This window comes from Bradyrhizobium sp. 6(2017) (assembly GCF_011058295.2).
Taxonomy (GTDB): domain Bacteria; phylum Pseudomonadota; class Alphaproteobacteria; order Rhizobiales; family Xanthobacteraceae; genus Bradyrhizobium; species Bradyrhizobium septentrionale.
The window spans coordinates 3,609,736-3,629,173 of the sequence record NZ_CP049289.2; the positions used below are offsets into that span (position 1 = coordinate 3,609,736).

Here is a 19,438-nt window from a genome sequence, read left to right on the forward strand (position 1 = left end):
ATGGCGCCGCGCGTGGTCGTCTTCAACAACATGATCACACCCTACACCAACCGTCTCTACAACGAGCTGGTCAGTCGTGGGCTGGATCTCGCCGTGCTGTCCTGCACCGCGCAGGAGGCCGACCGCTCCTGGGCCGGCTCCTTCTCGCCGCGCTACACGACGCGGACGGTGCCCGGCATATCGATCCCGCTGTCGCGGTCGCGTCACACCCATGTCAATGTCGGGATCGCGCGCGGCTTGAAGAACCTCGCGCCCGACCTGCTGTTCGTCAACGGCCTCTATCCGTCTATGTTGGCCGGCGCCGCGTGGGCACGCGCCAACGGCATGCCGCTTGCACTGACGATCGACGGCTGGCGCGAGACGATGCCCAATACCGCCTATCATCGTCTGGCGCGGCCCTGGCTGCTGCGCCAGTGCGACGCGGTGGTATGCTGCAGCGACAAGGGCAGGGATTATTTCCGCGGCGAGGGCGTCCACGACGCGGATCTGTTCGTAGTGCCGCTGGTGCCGGCATGGGATCCGCCGAAAACTGTGCCTGATTTCCTGGAACGTCCGTTTCATCTGCTGTGGTGCGCCCGGATCAATGACGACGCCAAGAACGCGATCTTCTTCGAGAACGTCGCGATCGCGCTCGGCCGCATCCTGCCCGCCTTGAAGGTCCGCGTGGTCGGGTCCGGCGTCGCCGAACAGCGTATGCTGGCGCGGCTTGCCGCCGCCGGGATCGAGGTCCGGCACGATAGCTATGTGCCGTGGCCATCGATCTCGGAGGTCTATCTGCAATCACGGCTGCTGCTGCTGCCCTCGCTCCTGGAACCGTGGGGGCTGGTCTGCAACGAGGCCTTGCAGTGCGGGGTTCCCTGCCTGGTATCGCCCCATGTCGGGGCCGGCGGCGAGCTGGTGCGTGACCACGACAATGGCCATGTCCGCGCGCTCGATGAACAGGCGTGGGTCGATGCGGCGCGCGCCTTGCTGGAACAGCCCGCGCGCTGGCGGACGATGTCGCAGCAGGCCCGGCAGAGCGTGCGACGCGATGCGCTTCAGGACGCGGCCTCGCGCTTCATGACCGCGGTCGATCATCTTGTGGACGCGCCAGCCCGACAGGAAGCCGTGCAATGATCGGCAGATGGTGGTCGCGAACCGACGTCTTCCTGCACGCCTATCTGGTAATGGTGCTCGGCTGCATCTATTTCCTGTTCAATTTCGTCGAGGGGATCTCGTTTGCGGAACGGGCCGGCGAATCCAGTCTGTTCCGTGGCGCGTGGCTGCTGCTCTACGTCCTTCTGATGCTGCATATCGCGGTCGACCGGACGCGCTTCGGCCTGCTGCTGCTGCATTCGCATCTCTATCTGGCATTCGTGGCCTTCGCCGTCGTCTCGCTCGCCTTGAGCGCCGACCCCGCCGGCTCGTCGGTCAAGTTCGCAATGTATCTGCTGACCACGATGTTCTCGGCGTGGGTCGTGATCAGCTGCCCGGTCGATCGCCTCGTCGACACGCTGTTCCGGATCGGGATCGTGGTGCTGATCGTCCACGTCCTGCTGTTTCCGGTGATCGGCTCGGAATGGAACTACGATGCGCTGAATCGGCCGACGGTGCTCGGGACCCAGGCCTATGCCGGCGTGTTCGGCCACAAGAATCTCGCGGGCGCCTTCTTCGGGCTGATGGTGCTGATCTGCTTCGTGCGCATGCTGGCCGGACCACGGCGGCAATTCGGCTGGTCGCTGCTGCTGATGGGATGCCATTTTGTCGCGCTCGCCGCGGCCGGCTCCGCAGGGCCGCTGATCAGCATGTTGACGACGGTCGCTGTCACCTTCGGGCTGTTGCTGGTGGTGCTCGGGCGCCGCGGGGCCGCGTCGATCTACTGGCTTGGGCTCGCGTCCTTTGCGCTGGTCGTGCTCGTCGTGCCCAGCGACTATCTGTATGCGTTGGTCGGCCGCAGCGGAAACCTGACCGGACGCTCGTTCCTCTGGTCGGTATGGCCGCACTTCTTCTGGCAGCATCCCTGGCTCGGCTACGGGTTTTCCGGATTCTTCAACGAGCTGCCGAACTCGCCCGCCAACGAGCTGACGAGCATGGCGCCATGGAACACGGAGTTCGGCTCGTTCGAGAATTCCTATCTCGACGCCTTCCTCCAGTTCGGTCTGCTCGGCGGCGCGCTCTACGTGCTGCTGCTGGCACGGGCGTTGTGGAACAGCATCGTCTTCACATTCGAGCGGCGCGGGATGTACTGGCTGGCGCCGTTCGCGATGCTGCTGTTCGTTGTGATCGCGTCAGCCAACGACTCCAGCCAGCTGCTGCACAATTATTTCGGCTGCGTGCTGGTGTTCTGGTGCTATTTCGGCCCCGAGGCCAGGCTGCAGATGGCGCCGCGGCGGGCGTTCACGAGACTGCGTGCGAGTGCGGCGTGAGTGCATTGACCGACCGGCTGGACCGAGCGGCGGCCCAAATGTGGGTCACCAATGCCGTGCGCGGATCGCTCCGCCGGCTGCGGCGCGCCGGGGGCAATGTCGCGCTCGGCCTGGTCGATCAGGCGCTGCTCAGCGGCTCGGCCTTCGTGCTGACGATCGTGCTCGCCAATGTGCTCGATGTCAGTTCGTTCGGCAGCTTCAGCGTCGCCTGGTCGTTCTCGATCCTGATCGAGGCGGTGTTTTTGCGCGGCCTGTTCGACGACGGACTGCCGGCGGCTGCGCATCGGATTCCCAAATCTTTGTGGCCACAGCTGCGGCTCGGCCTCTATCTGTCATCGTTGCTGGTCTCGGCTGCGCTCGGCCTGCTGCTGGTGATGGCGGGCCTTGTGATCGTTGCGTTCGGCGGGGGCGCCGGCGGGCTCGTGATCGCGACCGGGCTCGCGATCCCGGCGGTGCGTTTGCAAAGCATGTTCCGCCGCATTTGCTATCTCGACGGCCGGCTGCCGCGCGCGGTGGCGTCATCGCTGACCTACTGCGTTGCGCTGGTCGTCTCGGCCGGGCTGATGATCGCCTTCAGGCTCGCCGGCGCTGCGGCGGCGATGGCGTGCATCGCGATCTCGGCGGCGCTCGCAGCTAGCTGGCTGCTTGCCCACACCAGCGAGCTCGCCTGGCCGCAAGCCAGAATCTTCCGTGGCTCGCTGCGGCGGCTGTTCCGTAACGGCCGCTGGTTCGTCGCGACCTCGCTCACCTACTGGATCGGCAGCATCGGGCTGATCCCGGTGTGCGGCCTGCTGATCGGGCTGGAGGCGAGTGCGTCGCTGCGCATCCTGCTGCTGGTGTTCGCGCCGCTGAGCCAGTTCTGTGCGACGATGTTCTCGGTCCGCCTGCCGGAGATCGCGGCAGAGCTGCGCGCGGGCAGGCGCAGCGCCGTCGCCGCTGCCGCACGCGAAAATGCGCTGCTGCTCGGGTCGATCGCAGTCGCTTACGGTGCGGTGATCGTGTTGCTTGGCCAGCGCATTCTCGCGCTTGTCATCCATGGACAGAGTTACGAAATCGGTGCCGGCAGCCTCGGCCTGATGGCGGGGGCGATGGCGCTCGATGCGGTGTGGCTCGGCCTCGCGCTGCCGCTGTTTGCGACCGGCAAGCCGCAGCGGTTCATGCTGAGCCGGATCGCGGGCCTCGCCGCGCTGTGCTGCGTCCTGCCGTTTGCGGCGGAGGCCTGGCAGGTGACGGGCGCGGTTGCGGCGATGGTCGCCTCCAGCGCGGCGTCGGTGATCACAGTGGTGCTGACCAATTCGGCGCGGGAGCGGACATGACCGACGACACAGCCGGCCGCGCGCTATCTAAGTTGCATATCGGTGCCTTCAATTGCGGCATCGAGGGCTGGATCAACACCGACATCACCACGCATCTGTGGATCGCGCGGGTGCCGTTTGCGGCGAGGGCGCTGCATCTTGCCGGCCTGCTCAGCGATGCCCGCTATGCCGAGCACCGCCAGGGGAGATTTGCCGGGCTGCGCTACATGGATCTGACAAAACCGCTGCCGTTCGCGGACGGCAGTCTCTCGGCGGTGTTCAGCGCACACGTCTTCGAGCATCTGTTTCCCGATGAGGTCGCGCGACTGGCGCGCGAGATCGCGCGGGTGCTGGCGCCGGGCGGGGTGTGCCGCATCGTCGTTCCCGACATGGAAAGGATCGTCGCGCTCTACGATCCGGCCGCGCCGCAGGCCTTCCTCAAGGGCGTGTTCGAGATCGAGCGGCGCTCCGAGGTCGCGTTCGCGCATCACTGGGGTTATACCCGCGCGTCGCTCGCAACGCTGTTCCGCGCCGCGGGGTGTTCAGAGACCCATACAAGGGCCTACCGGGAGGGCGTCTGTCCCGACATCGACCGGCTCGACAACCGGCCGGACGAGTCGATCTTCTTCGAGGCGATCAAGTAAGGCAGGAGACTGACATTGCTGGGCGCAATTCAAGCCCGATTTTCCAGTGCAGCGCGCAAGCGGCGCGGCGAGTTCCTCGTTCGCACCGTGAATCTGCCGCTCGACGCCAAGATTCTCGATCTCGGCGGCGGGACCGGCCGGCATATTCGGGCGATCCTGCCCCGCCATCGCGACATCACGGTGTGCGACATCTCGGCCGACGACCTCAAGGCGGCGCGCGAGCGCTTTGGCTTCAAGACCGTGCTGCTGCAGGAAGCCGAACGCCTGCCGTTCGACGATCAGGCGTTCGACTTCTGCTTCTGCTCGTCGGTGATCGAGCACGTCACCGGGCCGAAGCAGGAGGTCGTGACGATCGAGGATGGGGCGGCATTCCTGAGCATCGCGCGTCAGCACCAGAACCGCTTTGCCGGCGAGATCTCGCGGGTGGCAAAGTCGTTTTACGTGCAGACGCCGTACCGTTACTTTCCGATCGAGAGCCATACCTGGCTGCCCGGCATCATCGTGCTGTTGCCGAGGCGGCTGCAGATCGCGCTGATCGGGGTGTTCAACCGCTTCTGGTTCAAGCGGACCGCGCCCGACTGGCACCTGTTCGACTGGCGCGAGATGACGGAGACGTTTCCGGACGCGACAATCTATCGCGAACGATATCTCGGCATGACCAAGTCGCTGATGGCGGTCAAGACATGAGGCGGGTGTCCGCCGGCCGCATCAATCGTCGCGCCGGGCCAGGATATTGATCAGCGTACCCAGTGTGGGGCGGCGATCGAGCGCCGGCGGCAGCGGGGAGCCGGCAAAGCTCGTGCGGAGCATGGTGAGGCCATGTTGCCGCAGCAGGTCCTGCATGGCGGCCGGCGAGGCGTCGAATTTGGAGAAGGCGAGGTAGCGGAACAGCGGCCGCGCCGACAGGCGCGAGGAGGCCGCGTGCGCGAGCTTGTAGCTCTGGCGCAGCAGCGATCCGCGGTTGGGGATCGAGACCAGCAACAGGCCGCCGGGCCTGAGCACGCGATGGATCTGGGCGAGGCACTGCGCCACGTCGGGGACATATTCCAGCACGCTCGCGCAGAGCACGCCGTCGAAGGATCGATCGGCAAACGGCAGGCTTGCGATCGTCGGGATCTGCTGGAAGGAGAGCGGTCCGGCCGGCGTATCATCGGCGGAGCGGCCGCGTGCCGCCGCGACCATCTCCGACGACGCGTCGACCCCGGTGACGTCGCAGCCGCGCGCGGCGAGCAGCCGGGACAGCGTTCCGGTGCCGCAACCCGCATCCAGCCAATGCTGCCCGGCGAGGTCCGCATTGCCGAGCAGATCGAACATGGCGGCGGTGCGTGCCCTGAAGGTGCGGCTCTGATGCAGCGCCTCCCACCCCGACGAAATCTCGTCGTGAAAGCGGATTTCAGGTCGGTCGATCTGGCCCGTTGTGGCCATGCTGTTCCCTACCAGTGGAAGCCGCTCACTCTGGCGCGCACCTCATCGGGCAATCCGATATCGGACAGTTCGAGCACGATTTGGTCATGGCGCGTTGCCTTCAGCGCTGCGACGAAGCGCGGATCGGGCGTCGTCAGCACGACAATGTCGGCCCATTCAATCGTTGCGGTGACATCGTCATGCAGCAGGCCGACCAGCTCCGGGTTGCGCATCAGGAAGTCCCGGTTGGCGCCGATCAGCTGCGACAGCCGCACGTTGGGGTCGTAGATCCGGATGTCGCGCTGCTCGCCGCGCAGGCTCTTCACCAGTTCCACGAACGGGCTGTCGCGGACATCGTCGGTGCCGGCCTTGAAGCTGATGCCGAGGAACGCAATGCGGCGGCCGTCATGCGACAGGATCCAGTCGGCGCCGCGCGACATGATCATGTCGTTGCTGGGCAGGATGCTCTCGAGCACCGGCGTCGACAGCCCGCGGCTGTGCGCCAGATGTTTCAACGCCTTGACGTCCTTCGGGAGGCAGGAGCCGCCGAAGGCAAAACCCGGCCGCAGATAAGCCGACGAGATGTTGAGCCTTGTGTCCTGCAGGAAGATGTTCATGACATCGCGGCCATCGATGCCGAGCGTCTTTGCGATCGTCCCGATCTCGTTGGCGAAGCTGACCTTCAGCGCGTGCCAGCTGTTGTCGACATATTTGACCAGTTCGGCGGTCTCGACCGGCGGCGTGATCTTGGCGCCCGGCAGATCCTTGTAGAGCGCCATCACGCGGTCGGCGGTCTCCTGGTTGAAGGCGCCGACCACGGTCTTGGAGGGTGCGTTGAAATCCGCAATGGCGCTGCCTTCGCGCAGGAATTCCGGATTGAAGGCGAGGTCGAAATCGCGGCCGATCCTGTTGCCGGAGGCTTCCTCGATCAGCGGTCCGACGGTGCCGCGGGTGGTGCCGGGCAGTACGGTGGAGCGGATCGTCACTGTATGCGGTGCGTTCTTCGCGCGCAGTCCGCGGCCGATCTCGATCGCGACCTGTCGGATCGCGGTCAGGTCGAGATTGCCGTTGCCGGACGAGGGCGTGCCGACGCAGACCATCGATATGTCGCTGTTGACGATCGCCTCGGTGGCGTCGGTGGTCGCGGTCAGCTGACCCGTGGCAACCGCGCGCGCCACCTTGTCCGAGATGCCCGGTTCGATCACGGGCGATCTTCCTTCGCGGATCAGGTCGACCTTGTCGACGCTCTTGTCGACGCCGATGATCTGGTGGCCGAGCTCGGTGAAGCAGGCGGCGCAGACCGTTCCGACATAGCCGAGGCCGAAAATGCTCACATTCATACTTCGACCTTCAATAACCTTGGCGCGCGACCGCGGCGGCGTCGCGGTTGACGTGAATGGAGCGGCAAGCCGTTCAAGACGATGCCCGCCCGGCCGCTGCGTTGGCGCTGGAATGCGAGGTTGACCGCTCGGCGGTCGCGTTTGCGCGTGGCGCAAGGCTTTGCGCGGGGGCTTTCGCGGCGAACAGCGCCTCATAGGCTGCAAGCAGCTTCGGCTCCTCATGCGTCCAGGACAGCGCGCGCTCGACGCGGCAGCGGCCGAATGCCCCCATCGTCTGCCGCAGCGACGGATCGTCGATCAAGGCAATGATCTTGCTGGCAAAATCCTTCGGATCGTTCTTCGCCGCATAGAGCGAGGCGTCGAGCGCCGAGCGGCGGCCTTCGCGGACGTCGAACTGAACGATCGGCCGTCCCAGCGCCATATACTCCATGATCTTGTTCATGGTGGAGATGTCGTTCATCGGTGTGACGCGGTCCGGATTGACGCAGACGTCCGCGGTCGAGAGCATCGTGAACAGCGGCTCATCCGCGACAGCGCCGGTGAAATTGACGTAGTCGGAGAGCCGCATCTCCTCGCAGAGCTGGACGACCGCGTTCCATTCCGGCCCGGTGCCGGCGACGTTGAACTGGATGTCGGTGCGTCCGAGATTGTGCACAATGTGGCCGATCGACTGCAGCAGCAGATCGATGCCTTCCGACTGGCCGATCACGCCGACATAGCCGACGCTGTAGCGCCGGCCACGGCGCCAGGCCGGATCGGCAGGGCGGGAGCGCACCCGGTCGAGATTGGGGCCGGAGCGCACCACGAAGACCCGGTTGGCCGGCATGCGGCCGCGCGTGATCGCGATCTCGCGATAGGACTCGTTGGTCGCGATCGAGATGCTCGCGGTCTTGAAGGTGAAATATTCGACCAGCCGCAGCAAATGCCAGAACATGTCCCGGCGGCCGAACTTCGCCTCGTAGAGCTCGGGATTGACGTCGTGATGATCGAACACGAAGCGCTTGCCGCCGAGCTTGAACAGGAGGCCGATCAGGAAGATCAGATCGGGTGGATTGCAGCCCTGGATCACGTCGAAGCCGTGCTTCCACGCCACCCTGATCGAAAGCCACGTCTCCCAGAACAGCGCGACCGGATATTCGATGAGGTAGGCGGCGATCCCGCGCGCTTCCACCGGCATCGGATGGCGGTAGATGTGAATGCCCTCGAGGCATTCGTAAGACGCGTCATGGCCGCGGCCCTTCGGGCAGATCACCGAGACCTCGTAGCCCGCCTTGCGCAGCGACGTTGCTTCGCACCACACCCTGCGATCGAAAGGAACCGGAAGGTTCTCGACGATGATCAGGATCCGCCGCGGTGATGGTTCAGCTCTCGACATCTGCGATGATCTATACCATTGACCTAACAACATCACAATCTGACTAACATCGGCATTAACATGCGCGGCTTGCACTATGCAATCCCGGCACCGATGTGACGGCGACGAGACGCGGACATGGCAGGCAAAGCGAGGGATTGGGGCCACAGGGCATTGATTGCCCTGATTTTGAGCGCAGTGGTGCCGCTGGCCCACAAATGGCCGCTGCAGTGGGGTGGTGCGTCGGCAAGCGATGCGCTGAATGCGAGCCGTTTGAATGCGGTGATCCCGTCGACGCTGTTCGGCATGACGATCAACGCGATCGGGCAGCCGCAGCCGCAGTCGCATCCTTGGCCCGAGCTCAAATTCGACGGCGTTCGGCTGTGGGGCGCGATCTATTGGGCGCAGGTCAATCCGGCGCCCGGCATCTTTAACTGGGCGCGCTTCGACGCCATCCTCACGGCGGCCGAGCGCGAGCATGTCGATATCGTGCTCAATCTCGCCTACACGCCGCGATGGGCGGCGTCGGTGAAGGATGCGCCGCCGGCGTTCACGCCGGGCGCAAGCTCGCCGCCCGGTGATCTCGCGTCATGGGATGACTGGGTGCGCGCAGCGGTGGCGCGCGCTGCCGGGCGCATCAAATATTGGGAAATCTGGAACGAGCCCGAGGATCCCAAATATTACTCGGGTGATATCGCTACCATGGTCCAGATGCAGAAGCGGGCCTATCAGATCATCAAGGCTAGCGATCCCCGCCTGATGGTGCTGACGCCGCCGTCCAACGGCACGCCGGACGGCTATCGCTGGCAACAGGCCTTCATGGCGCAGGGCGGCGGACAATATGCCGATATCTTCGCCTTCCACGGCTACACGAGCGAACCGGAAGCCGTGATTGGGATCATTGCGCGCTTCAGGCGGATCCTGGCCGCGCACGATCTGTCCGCAAGGCCGATCTGGGACACCGAGGCCGGCTGGTCCTCCTACGAGGACAATCCGGATGGCTGTCTGGCGCGGGCGTATATCCTGAAATGGATCAATGGTGTCGACCGCTTCTATTGGTATGAATTTGCAGGCGGGGGCAGCGATTTTGGAAAATTATGGGACCCGGCGCGTGGGCTGCTTCCGGGTGGCGTAGCCTACCGCACGGTCCAGTCATGGCTGGTCGGCGCACGCATCGTGACCGCCGTCCGGACCTCGCCGTCGACCTGGCGCGTCGCGCTTCATATGCAGGATGGCCGCGACGGCTTGATCCTGTGGACCACCAAGGGGCGGTCAGTTTACCGGGTCGACCCGCGCTTTAGCCGCTATCAGGGCCTGGATGGCGGCGAGGGACCTGTCGCCAACGGCGAGGTCGAGATCTCGCCAAAACCGATCCTGTTGCTCGAATGATACGATGTTAATTCACGAACAACAGGATAACTATGATGATGTTCCTGGCTTCATTGCGGGCGGCAGGCGCGATACAAGGAGCGCTGTTAACGTGAGGCGATTGACCGACTGTGAAGCAGATCGCGCAGAACTATAAGAGCGGCGAGCTCAAGCTGATCGATGTGCCGTCGCCACGCTGCCGCCCCGGCGGGGTTTTGGTGCGCACGGCGTTCTCGGCAGTGTCGACCGGCACCGAGATGATGAAGTTTACGGAAGGGCGCCTGTCGCTGCTCGGCAAGGCGCGCGCGCGACCCGACCAGGTCGCCAAGGTGGTGCGTTCGGTCCGCCAGCAGGGATTGCTTGCGACCTATCAGAAGGTGATGAACCGCCTGGATTCCTACACGCCGCTCGGTTACTCGCTGTCCGGCACCGTCGTGGAAGTGGGTGAGGGCGTCGGCGGCTTCTCGGTCGGGCAGCGCGTCTGCTGCGGCGGCAATCAATATGCGACCCATGCCGAATATAATTGGGTGCCGGTGAATCTCTGCGTCCCGGTGCCGGACAGTGCAGCCCTCGATCAGGCCGCCTTGACCACGATCGCCTCGATCGCGCTGCAGGCGATGCGTCAGTCGGAGATCCGTTTCGGTGAGACCGCCTGCGTGATTGGCCTCGGCCTGATCGGGCAGATCATGGTGCGCCTGCTGCGCAGCGCCGGCGTCGTGGTTGTTGGCCTCGACAGGCTGGAGGCACGCTGCCGCCAGGCGGAGGCCGCGGGCGCCGCGGTCTGTGCGGTCGCGTCGGACGATGCCACGGCTGAGTTTCGCGCCCGCGTCGACCAGTTGACCGCGGGCAACGGCGTCGATTGCGTGTTCATCACGGCGGGCAGCGACGATCCCGATCTCGCATCGCGTTCGGCAGCATTGCTGCGCGACCGCGGCCGCATCGTCGACATCGGCAAATGCACGCTGAACCTGCCGTGGAACGAATTCTACGACAAGGAGCTCGACGTTCGCTTCTCGCGCTCCTACGGCCCCGGCCGCTACGATCCGCTCTACGAGGAGGGCGGCATCGATTATCCGATCGGTCATGTGCGCTGGACCGAGAAGCGCAACATGGAGGCGATCGTCGCGCTGCTTGCCGACGGACGGCTCGATTTTTCGTCGCTGATCTCAGAAGTGGTGCCGCTTGAGCAGGCGACGTCGGCCTTCGAGCGCATGAGCCGCGGCGAGGTCGGTCTCGGCATGGTGTTCGCCTATCCGGATGCCGCTCCCCGCGCGCTGCAGATGATTTATCGCCCGGTCGCGGCCCTGCGCAGCGGCCGGGTGCGGCTCGGCGTCATCGGCGCCGGCAATTATGCCTCCAGCATGCTGTTGCCGCAGCTTGCGAATAACCAGCGCGTCGATCTCGTCGAGGTCGCCACCAATACCGGCCTGAGCGGCGCCACCGCCGTGCGCAAGTTCGGCTTCGCGCGCGCCTCGACAGAAGCGGCCTCGGTGCTCGAGGCCGACGATATCGATGCCGTGCTGATCGCGACACGCCATGCCTCCCACGCCGACCTTGCGGCACGCGCGCTGCGCGCCGGCAAGGCGGTGTTCGTCGAAAAGCCCCTGGCGATCGACACTAATGCGCTCGATCAGCTGGAACAGACCATCCGCGAGACCGGCAACAACAGGCTGATGGTTGGCTTCAATCGCCGCTTCTCGCCGCTGCTGCAAGGCATGCGCAGGGCGTTCGCGCCGGCCGGGCCGCAGACCCTGCAATATCGGGTCATCGCCGGCCCGCTGGAGAAATCATCCTGGTATCTGCAGGCGGAGACCGAAGGCAGCCGCTTCGTCGGCGAGGGCGGGCATTTCATCGACGTGTTGTCCTGGTGGCTCGGCGGCGAGCCCGTGCGTGTCTCCGCCAGTACCGCCGGCAAGGACGTCGACAATCTGGTCGCGACCTTCGACTTTGCCGATGGCTCGGTCGCGAGCCTCAGCTATCTCACCGGCGGCGATCCGCGCGTGCCGAAGGAGGCGCTTGAAGTATCGGCAAGCACGGGCTTTGCCGCCTTTGACAATTTCTCGCGCTTCGAGATCTGGCACGCCGGACAGCGGACGGCGCAGAAAGCGCGGCTCGACAAGGGCCAGCGGCCGATGCTGGATGCCTTCATTGCGGCGGTCGCATCGGGGGCCGCGATGCCGATTGCGCTCGACTCGCTGCTTGCGACCACCCGCGCAACGCTTGCCGTGCAGGAAAGCGCGGCCTCCGGGACGCCGGTCGATCTGACGATTGGCGCAGCGGGGCATGGCGCTGTGCGCGCTGCGACCGGCGCGAGATGAATCCGGCCTGGTATCTGCGCAGACTGCAGCGCATGGAGCCGTCCGAGCTTGCCGGACGGGTGAACGATCAGGCGCTGCGCCTGCTCTGGCGGATCGCTCCGCCCGACATCGCGCGGCGCGCCGGCGCCAGGCTGATGGCGGGCGCACGGCAGCCGCGCCTGAAGCCGCTGCCCTTGTCCGCCAATGCCCCGCAGCAAGCTGCCGAGCGGCTGATCCATAGCGCCGATCAGATTCTCGCCGGACGCTGGCGGGTTTTCGCCAGAGATCATGAGGCGCTGGGCGAACAGCCCGACTGGTTCGTCGATGTCCGCAGCGGCAAGCGTGCGCCGGGTGACATATACGCGTTTGCGGTTCCCTATCGCGACGAAGCGGCGGTCGGAAACATCAAATACATCTGGGAGCCGTCGCGTCACCACCATCTCACGGTGCTTGCATCGGCCTATTACCTGACCTCGGACGAAATTTACGCCCGGCGCGTGGCCGAGCATCTCACCAGCTGGTGGCGCGAAAATCCATTCCCGTGCGGCCCGCACTGGATCAGCGGCATCGAGCTTGGCGTGCGACTGATCTCATGGACCTGGGTGCGCCAACTGCTGCAGAACTGGCCTGGCGCGCCCGCATTGTTCGAGGACAATGAGCTGTTCGTGACGCAGCTCCATGCGCATCAATACTGGCTGTCGCGATTTCCGAGCCGCGGCTCGTCTGCCAACAACCACGTCATCGCGGAGGCTGCCGGGCAGTTCGTCGCGGCCTGTGCGTTTCCCTTCTTCCGCGACAGCGCGCGATGGCGCCAGGATGCAGCCAGCACGCTGGCACACGAAGCCATCGCGCAAACCCTCGCCTGCGGCAGCAACGGCGAGCTCGCGACCGATTATCACGGCTTTGTCCTCGAACTCCTGCTGGCGGCGGCGGTACAGGGCGAAGCGTCCGGGCACCCGCTTGACGATGCGGTCTGGACCACGATGTGCCGCATGAGCGATGTCATTGCCGCGATGCTCGACGATCGCGCTCGTCCGCCGCGTCAGGGCGATGGCGATGACGGCATTGGCCTCTTGCTCGACGATCACGGCGGCAATCGCTGGCTTGGCCTGCTCAGCACCGGTGCGCGCCTGTTCGGCGGTCTGCCCTGGTGGCCCAGCTTGCCGGAGCCTGATCTGCGCACGTTTGTTCTGACCGACGGCATCAAGCCGCGTGCGGTCGCCGTGCGGCCCGCCCGCCGCCCGCATTTGCTTGACCGGGCGGGGCAGACTTTTCTCGTCGACGCTGAGCGAGCAGTGTGGTGCCGCTGCGACCATGGCCCGCATGGCTTCGGCCGGATTGCGGCGCATGCCCATGCGGATGCGCTGTCGATCGAATGCCGGATCGCCGGCGTCGAGATCTTCGCCGACCCCGGCACCTATTGCTATCACGGCGATTCGCGATGGCGGGCCTACTTCCGCTCCACGCTGGCCCACAACACGCTCTGCCTGTTCGCGCGCGATCAGTCGGTGTCGGGCGGGCCTTTCCTCTGGACACGGCATGCGCAGAGCCGGCTCGTCGCATCCAGCGGCCTTGACGAGCGTGATGCGGACGCAGACTGGGTCGCCGAGCACGCGGGATATCAGGGCGGCGCAGGCCTCCTGCATCGCCGTTCGGTGCAATTGCAGCGTCAGGCGGCGCGGCTCCTCGTCACCGATATTGTGCTTGGCGATGAAGGGCTTACCGCTCCGGCGAGCCTCAGCTGGCATCTCGGTCCCGAGGTGGAATGCACGCTCGAAGGGCGCACGGCACTGCTGTCGTGGCCCGGCGGGCGCGGCGAGCTCGATCTGCCGGCAGAACTCAGCTGGATGGCGTATCGCGGTGACGAGACCCTGCCTGCCGGCTGGTATTCACCGTCGTTCGATCTCAAGGTGCCGGCGACGACCTTGATCGGCTCCGGTACGCTCGCCGCCGGACAAAGTCTGGTGACGGAGTTGCGCTGGTTCTCAGACCCGGCACGCTGATCATGAAGATTCTCGTCGCGCACAACAGGTATCAGGGACGCGGCGGCGAGGACGTCGTCTTCGAAGCGGAAGTCGACCTGCTGCGCAACGCAGGCCACAGCGTCGAAACGCTCACGGTGAGCAACGAGGCGATCAATTCGCTGGCCGCGCGTATCGCGACGACGCTGTCGATCGCCGACAATGCGCAGGGAAAGCAGCGCGTGGCGGAGGCGATCGATCGCTTCCGCCCCGACATCGTCCACGTCCACAATTTCTTCCCGCTGCTCTCGCCGGCGGTGTTCGATCTGTGCCGGCAAAAGCGCGTGCCGGCCGTGGCGACGCTGCACAATTATCGCACCATCTGCACCGGCGGCATGCTGCTGCGCGACGGCCGCATCTGCCACAAGTGCCTGGACGGTGGGCATTTGTGGGGTGTCGTGCATCGCTGCTACCGCGGATCGCTGCCGGGCTCGCTGGCCTCCGCCTACATGATCGCGCGGCACCAGCGCCGCGGCACCTGGACGCGTCCCGGCCTGCGCCTGATCACGTTGACGCAGTTTGCCCGAAATCTGTTCACGCAGGCCGGCTTCGACGCCGGCCGGATCGATGTGAAGCCGAACTTCATGGCCGACCCGGGGGCACCTGATCCAGCGGCGCCGCGCACCGGGCTGCTCTATGTCGGACGGCTGAGCCGCGAGAAGGGCATCGATGTGCTGCTCGAGGCCGTTGCGGGCACAGCCGTGCCGTTGCGGATTGCGGGGGAGGGGCCGGAGGCGGCTGCGCTGAAGGCCCGGGCGAGCGGCAACGTCACGTTCCTTGGCGCCATCTCGCGCGAGGAGGTGTTTGCAGAAATGGCCAAGGCGCAGGCGCTGGTGGTGCCGTCGCTGTGGTACGAGGGATTTCCCATGGTCGTGGTCGAGGCCTTCGCGCGCGGGACGCCGGTGATTGCGTCCGAGATCGGCGGGCTTGCCGAGGTGGTGAGCGATGGCGGAACGGGCGCACTGATTCCGCCGGGCGACGCGGCCGCGCTCCGGCAGCGGATCGCTGACGTTGTCGGCGCCCCCGATCTGGCGGCTGCATGGGGACGGGCCGCACGGGCCGCCTATCTCGAGCTCTATGCGCCGGACGAGAACCGCCGGCTGCTCGAGGCGATATACGCGCGTACCGTCGGCGGATGATCGCCGCAAATCGGCACTCCGCGGGTAATCGGGCATCGTCGCGCCGTTTCCACGCCGGAGTCGCTAACACATTGCGGCAAATCTGGTGTTAATTTGTTATATTGCGGCGTCGGGCGGACGACACGCCGGGTTTGGCCTGGTGGTCGAGCGGCCCTGATTCTGCGGTTGATTCCACGAATTTCGCCCGATTGAAGCTCACAAATTGCAACCTGGCAGCGTCATAACACTCGGCTGACGACCCGCCGGTTGTGAAGTTTGACGCTTTTTTGGAAAAGCTCTCACGCGGTGCAGAAATATTTTTTCAGAACAGAAAATCGCGTCGAAGCGCGCACAACATCTGCGAAATTCGGTGCGCTCGCGCCAACCCGAGCCCCCGTGAAACCCCGTATAATCGCTACCCTTTTTTGCGCCGCGGCTAACATTGGCGGCTTGCCTGCACTGAATGTTAGCGCGCGCCTGAAATTGCGTTAAGTCTCGCAAAAACCTCACGGAACCAGACGTTAATAGCACATTGCTGATTGACTCTCGCATACCGCGGACTTAACAATGGACTTAACAAGTTCGTAACGTGTGTCCACATTTGAGCTGCGTCGCAACAAACGAGTTGTGATTCAACAGCTTACGTGTGGGCGAGCGGCTTGAATCCTCGTATCCCAAGCAGGGGCTACCTCGATGGCGACTTACAATCTCGACCAAACCGACCTCAAACACGCGATCAACTCGACGATCGATCACGCGACCCAGCAACAGATCATTGACTATTTGATCAATGCAGGGGTCGGCTACACCAGCCCCGATGACGGAACGGAGATCCCGGTCCAGGTCGGCGCCGGAATCTCCAACCCGGATCCGGCTGCCAATGTTCTCATCGAGACCAACGCCAATAACGTTGTTAACACTGACGCCAACCTGAAGGCGATCATCGAAGCCACCAGCAGCGACGTGACGCTGACGGTCAACGGCAGCACCCCGGTGCTGGTCGCAACCGGCGACGGCAACGATCAGGTCTTCATCAACAACACCGGCGATACGACGGTTCTCACCGGCGCCGGCAATGACACCGTCTTCGGCGGGTCGGGGCACGATTCAATCAGCGGTGGCGCCGGCAATGACGTGCTCGTCGACAATGCCTCCGGTCACAGCACGCTGGACGGCGGCACCGGCAACGATCTGCTGTTCGGCTCTGGTTCCGACACGCTGCTCGGCGGCGCCGGCAACGACACGCTCTACGGCGGGACCTCGTCCGATCTGGTCGGAGGTCGCGGCAACGACGTGCTGGTCGGCGGCACGGGCAACAATCTGCTCTCCGGCGGCGCCGGCAACGACGCGCTCTACTCGAACTCGGATGCGTCGCACGGCTCGGTCCTGAGGGGTGGTGACGGTGCCGACTCGCTCTACGGTGGCGCCGGCGCCGATACGCTGTATGGCGGCGACGGCAAGGATCTGTTCGTTGGCGGCACCGGGACTGTCGCGGAGTACGGTGGCAACGGTAACGACATCCTCTACTCCGGTAGCGATGCATCGCACGCGACGGCGGTCTACGGCGGCAACGGCAACGACTCGCTCTACGGCGGTGCCGGCAACGACACGCTGTATGGCGGCAATGGCAGCGACACGCTGGTCGCTGGTTCGGGCACGCAGACGCTCATCGGCGGCAACGGCAGCGACTCGTTCGTCGGCTCCGCCACCGGTACGGCCTCGATGGTCGGCGGCAATGGTCAGGACTACTTCTATCTGTCCAACGCCACCAGCAGCGACACCATCGACGGCGGTGCCAGCAACAAGGACTCCCTGACCTTCCTCGATCATGCCTCGACCGACGTGACCGACATCAGCGCCGGATCGAACGGTTCTCTGGACATCACCTTCAGCAATGGTCAGGTGACCCAGATCAGCAGCATCGAATACCTGATCTTCAACGATGGTCACTCGACCAAGCTGTAAGATCTCAGGTCTTCACAAACTAGGTCTTCACTAAACGAAGGCGCCGCCTCAACCCTGGTTGAGGCGGCGCTTTTTTGCGATTGCAGGTGGTGTTCTGAAATGCTGTCTGATAATCTCGGAGTGTTGCAGCCTGCTCCAATTGTGAGTCATCGAGATAATTTAAGCGTTTGCTTAGCGATGATGTAGCGCGTTCAAGCAGGGGCTCCATCGATGGTGACGCAAAACCTGAACCAGACGGGGCTCAAGGCAGCGATCGGCTCCACGATCGATCACGCAACCCGGCAACAGATCCTCGACTATCTGATCACGGCGGGGATCGGGTACACCTCGCCGGATGACGGCACCACGATCCCGGTCCAGGAGGGCGCCGGGATCAGCAACCCGGATCCGGACGCCAATGTCCTGATCGAAACCAACGCGAACAATACGATCAAGCTTGACGCCAAGCTGAAGGCGATCATCGAAGCCACCAAGAGCGACGTGACGCTGACGGTGAACGGCGCCGCCCCGGTGCTGGTCGCGACCGGCGCCGGCAACGACGTTGTCACCTTCAACAACAACCGCGGGACGACGGTCCTCGTCGGTGCCGGCAACGACACGGTGTACGGCGGTGGCGTGGGTCACGAAACGATGGACGGTGGCGCCGGCAACGACTGGCTTTGGGGCGGTAGCTCAGCGCAACTGTTTGGCGGTAGCGGCGACGACACGCTGCTGTCCGGCGGCCCGGTGTTCGATACGAGCATTTCCAGTACGCTTTACGGCGGTACCGGCAACGATGTGCTGTTCGGTGGCTGGGGCAACGATCAACTGTTTGGTGGCGCCGGTGACGACTGGTTGAGCGCAGGTTTCGGCAACGAGATTCTCGACGGCGGCGCGGGCAATGACACGCTGGTTGCCGGCATGGACAGCTGTCAGCTCTACGGTGGCGCCGGCGACGACATACTCTACGCGGACCTGTTTGCGGGGCGCGGTTCGATGCTGTCGGGCGGTGACGGCAACGACACGCTGGAGGGCGGTGCCAGTGGCGTCGCCGACACGCTGGATGGCGGCGCCGGCGACGACTTGCTGCAGGGCGGCGTCAGCACTGTTGCGGAGTACGGTGGCAGCGGTAACGACGTTCTCAAGTCAGGCGCCGGTTATGGGCTCGGCACGTTGCTCGATGGCGGTGCGGGCGACGACACGCTGGTTGCCGGTGCAGGGTATAATCCTGCCAATATCGGTTCCGACACGCTGGACGGCGGTGCCGGCGACGACCTGCTGATCGGCGCTGCCGGGACTGTTGCGGGGTATGGTGGCCGCGGTAACGACGCGCTCTACTCGCACTCGGATGCATCGCATGGTTCGCTTCTCGACGGTGGTACCGGCAGCGACTCGGTGTATGGCGGTGCGGGTGCCGACACGCTCTACGGCGGTGCCGGCAACGACCTCCTGGTCGGCGGCGCCAGGACTGTCGCGGAGTACGGTGGCGACGGCAAGGACGTGCTTTACTCCGGCAGCGACGCGTCGCATGCGACCTCGCTCTATGCCGGCGATGGCAACGATTCGCTCTACGGCGGCGCGGGCAACGACACGCTGTATGGCGGCTCCGGCAGCGACACGCTGGTCGCCGGTTCGGGCACGCAGACGCTGATCGGCGGCAACGGCAATGACTCGTTCGTCGGCTCCGCCACCGGTACGGCTTCGATGGTTGGCGGCAGTGGTCAGGACTACTTCTACCTGAAGAACGCCACCAGCAGCGACAGCATCGACGGCGGTGGGGGCAGCAGGGACTCGCTGACCTTCCTCGATCACGCCTCGACCGACGTGACCGACATCAGCTCCGGATCGAACGGCTCTCTGGACATCACCTTCAGCAATGGCCAGGTGACCCAAATCAGCAACATCGAATACCTGATCTTCAACGATGGTCACTGGACCAAGCTGTAAGATCCTGGGTCTGCACCAAACGACGACGGTGCCTCAACCTGGCCGAGGCGGCGCCTTTCTTTTGCATCCGAACATGCTGAGCTTTGTCGATCGACCCGCTCGAATGGCTGATCTCCATTACAAGTCCCGCGCCAGGCATTTCCCGTCGACGGATGTTAGAAGTTACTTTGTCACATTCGGACCACGTAGCTTTTGTAAAGCCGGGAAGCTTGCTTGACCCGATGGAACTGTGGCCAATAGCTTTCCACGGCCTTGGTAACATCAGTCAAGATAAGCGATCGCTGTAGAAATCAGCCGCTTA

Annotated in this window: 14 protein-coding genes; 11 read left to right on the plus strand and 3 right to left on the minus strand. The window is 64.6% G+C overall.

What is annotated here, in order from left to right; genetic code table 11:
• The 5 genes from G6P99_RS16835 to G6P99_RS16855 are packed head-to-tail and all read left to right on the plus strand — an operon-like array spanning position 1 to position 5,031.
• Positions 1-1,116, plus strand: a complete 1,116-nt coding sequence (locus tag G6P99_RS16835; protein ID WP_165128763.1) for a glycosyltransferase family 4 protein — start codon at positions 1-3, stop codon at positions 1,114-1,116.
• Positions 1,113-2,405, plus strand: coding sequence for an O-antigen ligase family protein (locus G6P99_RS16840; RefSeq protein ID WP_029082394.1), 1,293 nt, complete (start codon positions 1,113-1,115; stop codon positions 2,403-2,405). The genes G6P99_RS16835 and G6P99_RS16840 overlap by 4 nt, the downstream gene beginning before the upstream one ends.
• Positions 2,402-3,721, plus strand: coding sequence for a polysaccharide transporter (locus tag G6P99_RS16845; protein WP_029082393.1), 1,320 nt, complete (start codon positions 2,402-2,404; stop codon positions 3,719-3,721). The genes G6P99_RS16840 and G6P99_RS16845 overlap by 4 nt, the downstream gene beginning before the upstream one ends.
• Positions 3,718-4,344, plus strand: coding sequence for a class I SAM-dependent methyltransferase (locus G6P99_RS16850; RefSeq protein ID WP_029082392.1), 627 nt, complete (start codon positions 3,718-3,720; stop codon positions 4,342-4,344). The genes G6P99_RS16845 and G6P99_RS16850 overlap by 4 nt, the downstream gene beginning before the upstream one ends.
• 15 nt (positions 4,345-4,359) lie before the next feature.
• Positions 4,360-5,031 carry a class I SAM-dependent methyltransferase gene (locus G6P99_RS16855; RefSeq protein ID WP_029082391.1) on the plus strand — a complete coding sequence of 224 codons (672 nt, stop codon included), beginning with the start codon at positions 4,360-4,362 and terminating at the stop codon, positions 5,029-5,031.
• A gap of 21 nt (positions 5,032-5,052) precedes the next feature.
• Here G6P99_RS16855 and G6P99_RS16860 read toward each other — a convergent pair whose 3' ends face one another.
• The 3 genes from G6P99_RS16860 to G6P99_RS16870 all read right to left on the minus strand — a co-directional run bounded on the left by G6P99_RS16860 (position 5,053) and on the right by G6P99_RS16870 (position 8,463).
• Positions 5,053-5,769 (minus strand): class I SAM-dependent methyltransferase, encoded by a 717-nt coding sequence (locus G6P99_RS16860; RefSeq protein WP_029082390.1) that lies wholly within the window; start codon positions 5,767-5,769, stop codon positions 5,053-5,055.
• A gap of 8 nt (positions 5,770-5,777) precedes the next feature.
• Positions 5,778-7,088, minus strand: coding sequence for a nucleotide sugar dehydrogenase (locus G6P99_RS16865; protein ID WP_035977270.1), 1,311 nt, complete (start codon positions 7,086-7,088; stop codon positions 5,778-5,780).
• Between the two features lie 73 nt (positions 7,089-7,161).
• A complete protein-coding gene (locus G6P99_RS16870) occupies positions 7,162-8,463 on the minus strand; it encodes a glycosyltransferase family 4 protein (protein ID WP_029082389.1) in 1,302 nt (433 codons plus the stop codon).
• Between the two features lie 117 nt (positions 8,464-8,580).
• On the opposite strand from G6P99_RS16870, the gene G6P99_RS16875 reads away from it, so the two are divergent.
• The 6 genes from G6P99_RS16875 to G6P99_RS16900 all read left to right on the plus strand — a co-directional run bounded on the left by G6P99_RS16875 (position 8,581) and on the right by G6P99_RS16900 (position 19,137).
• The gene (locus G6P99_RS16875; RefSeq protein ID WP_246709553.1) at positions 8,581-9,831 is read left to right on the plus strand and encodes a glycosyl hydrolase; all 1,251 of its coding nucleotides are present in this window, start codon (positions 8,581-8,583) and stop codon (positions 9,829-9,831) included.
• Between the two features lie 110 nt (positions 9,832-9,941).
• Positions 9,942-12,128, plus strand: coding sequence for a bi-domain-containing oxidoreductase (locus G6P99_RS16880; RefSeq protein ID WP_029082387.1), 2,187 nt, complete (start codon positions 9,942-9,944; stop codon positions 12,126-12,128).
• On the plus strand, positions 12,125-14,110 hold the full coding sequence (locus G6P99_RS16885) for a heparinase II/III family protein (RefSeq protein WP_029082386.1): 1,986 nt from the start codon (positions 12,125-12,127) through the stop codon (positions 14,108-14,110). The genes G6P99_RS16880 and G6P99_RS16885 overlap by 4 nt, the downstream gene beginning before the upstream one ends.
• 2 nt (positions 14,111-14,112) lie before the next feature.
• Positions 14,113-15,267 carry a glycosyltransferase gene (locus G6P99_RS16890; RefSeq protein WP_029082385.1) on the plus strand — a complete coding sequence of 385 codons (1,155 nt, stop codon included), beginning with the start codon at positions 14,113-14,115 and terminating at the stop codon, positions 15,265-15,267.
• Positions 15,268-15,939: 672 nt separating this feature from the next.
• The gene (locus G6P99_RS16895; RefSeq protein ID WP_029082384.1) at positions 15,940-17,211 is read left to right on the plus strand and encodes a calcium-binding protein; all 1,272 of its coding nucleotides are present in this window, start codon (positions 15,940-15,942) and stop codon (positions 17,209-17,211) included.
• 210 nt (positions 17,212-17,421) lie between these two features.
• A complete protein-coding gene (locus G6P99_RS16900) occupies positions 17,422-19,137 on the plus strand; it encodes a calcium-binding protein (RefSeq protein ID WP_165128765.1) in 1,716 nt (571 codons plus the stop codon).
• Positions 19,138-19,438: the final 301 nt, after the last annotated feature.

Excerpts from the sequence above, each read along its gene's own strand:
- G6P99_RS16835 (WP_165128763.1), top strand. The coding sequence starts at position 1 with ATGGCGCCGCGCGTGGTCGTCTTCAACAACATGATCACACCCTACACC.
- G6P99_RS16840 (WP_029082394.1), top strand. The coding sequence starts at position 1,113 with ATGATCGGCAGATGGTGGTCGCGAACCGACGTCTTCCTGCACGCCTAT.
- G6P99_RS16850 (WP_029082392.1), top strand. The coding sequence starts at position 3,718 with ATGACCGACGACACAGCCGGCCGCGCGCTATCTAAGTTGCATATCGGT.
- G6P99_RS16860 (WP_029082390.1), bottom strand. The coding sequence starts at position 5,769 with ATGGCCACAACGGGCCAGATCGACCGACCTGAAATCCGCTTTCACGAC.
- G6P99_RS16865 (WP_035977270.1), bottom strand. The coding sequence starts at position 7,088 with ATGAATGTGAGCATTTTCGGCCTCGGCTATGTCGGAACGGTCTGCGCC.
- G6P99_RS16870 (WP_029082389.1), bottom strand. The coding sequence starts at position 8,463 with ATGTCGAGAGCTGAACCATCACCGCGGCGGATCCTGATCATCGTCGAG.
- G6P99_RS16875 (WP_246709553.1), top strand. The coding sequence starts at position 8,581 with ATGGCAGGCAAAGCGAGGGATTGGGGCCACAGGGCATTGATTGCCCTG.
- G6P99_RS16885 (WP_029082386.1), top strand. The coding sequence starts at position 12,125 with ATGAATCCGGCCTGGTATCTGCGCAGACTGCAGCGCATGGAGCCGTCC.
- G6P99_RS16890 (WP_029082385.1), top strand. The coding sequence starts at position 14,113 with ATGAAGATTCTCGTCGCGCACAACAGGTATCAGGGACGCGGCGGCGAG.
- G6P99_RS16895 (WP_029082384.1), top strand. The coding sequence starts at position 15,940 with ATGGCGACTTACAATCTCGACCAAACCGACCTCAAACACGCGATCAAC.
- G6P99_RS16900 (WP_165128765.1), top strand. The coding sequence starts at position 17,422 with ATGGTGACGCAAAACCTGAACCAGACGGGGCTCAAGGCAGCGATCGGC.